The organism is Oleiphilus sp. HI0125, assembly GCF_001635355.1.
The window spans coordinates 1-1,347 of the sequence record NZ_LWGF01000313.1; the positions used below are offsets into that span (position 1 = coordinate 1).

At 42.2% G+C, this 1,347-nt stretch carries 1 protein-coding gene and 1 pseudogene; one reads left to right on the top strand and one right to left on the bottom strand.

What is annotated here, in order from left to right; all coding sequences use genetic code 11:
• Positions 1 to 199, top strand: a pseudogene (locus A3762_RS27060) (YecA family protein); the annotation flags it as partial.
• A gap of 6 nt (positions 200 to 205) precedes the next feature.
• Here A3762_RS27060 and A3762_RS04275 read toward each other — a convergent pair.
• Positions 206 to 1,347: ATP-binding SpoIIE family protein phosphatase (locus A3762_RS04275; RefSeq protein ID WP_082868936.1), on the bottom strand; the 1,142-nt coding region annotated here is incomplete at its 5' end.

Sequence of the window (1,347 nt, forward strand, 5' to 3'; positions counted from 1 at the left end):
AAATAACGAGTCAGATTGGTTTAATCAGAACGAAGAAATAAGCGCCGAATTGTTACTTCCGTATATGGCCTTATCTGGTTTATTTGATAATGAAGACTTTGCTCCAATCATCAACAATAAGAAGTTAATGCAACAGTTTGAAACGATCATTGCTGAACAACTAACCGACGTATTCTTGTTCTATCACAGCAAAGCTTAAGACCATTTATGCGAGTCGAATTGAGGCTCGCACACTATTCCCCTTATCGTTTAAGCGCACTTTGCGGCAGAGCGATTCAACCAACTTCAAACCTCTCCCGTGAAAACTAGGAGCATGATCATCGAAAGGCCTTTCTGTGATGTCGGAAATATCAAATCCAGCGCCTGAATCGATAATCTCAATATCGAGAACTCTTGGTTCATCAAGACCGTACTCAAGTTTTATTTCAATGCTCGCTTCGCTTAATGCTGTCAAGCGCTCTGCACGCATCAAATAATAACTTTCAAAACCTTCTGCATCTTGTTTCAGAGAAGAGCATAACTGCAAAATGCCATGATCCAAGGCATTACAGAATAACTCCGTCAGGACAGTTGCAATTGTTTCCTGATGAACCGCAAATTCAGGTCGATCCGGAAGCAAATAAAACACCTCAGACGCAATATTTAGATCTTTACGCAAGAATTCCTCATTGAACATGAGCGAGGTTTTCCAGGGAAACATCGAAACGTCGTTCATAAGAATATCATCAGCTTCCGGCTTATATGCCATCACCTCTAGTAAAGATACATCATCATGCTGAGGTGCATCCTCAACAAAGCTGTGGTATTGACTCAACATCTCCTTGAACACGTCCGTTTGCTCTCTTGAAACACACTGAGCTACACGATCCATCCCAAACATTTCATCAGTGCTGTTTGTCGACTCTGGAATTCCATCAGTCATTAGAAGAAGAGAATCTCCCTGGTGGAAATCAATATCATCCATACTGGCATTAAACGCTTCATTCTCAAGAATCCCTAAAGGCAGATGTTTAGAAAGCACTTCATTACATTTTCCTTCATAGGCATTAACATGATAACAAGCAGGCAAACCACCCAACCATACCCTTGCCCTTTCACCACTAGCATCCAGCTCAATAAAGCCCGCAGCGCAAAACATTGATCGCGGCACAAAGTTTCTCAAAGAACGATTCATCTCCCTAACGATAGAAGCCGCCGGCTTACCTTTTCGCGTCATCGTAAAAAATACTTGAGACAATGGAATCGTGCCAATTGCGGCGGCTAAACCGTGACCAGTAAGATCACCCAAAAATATGTACAAACCTCCAAACGGTTTTCGCGCAAACAGACATATGTCGCCATTGAACG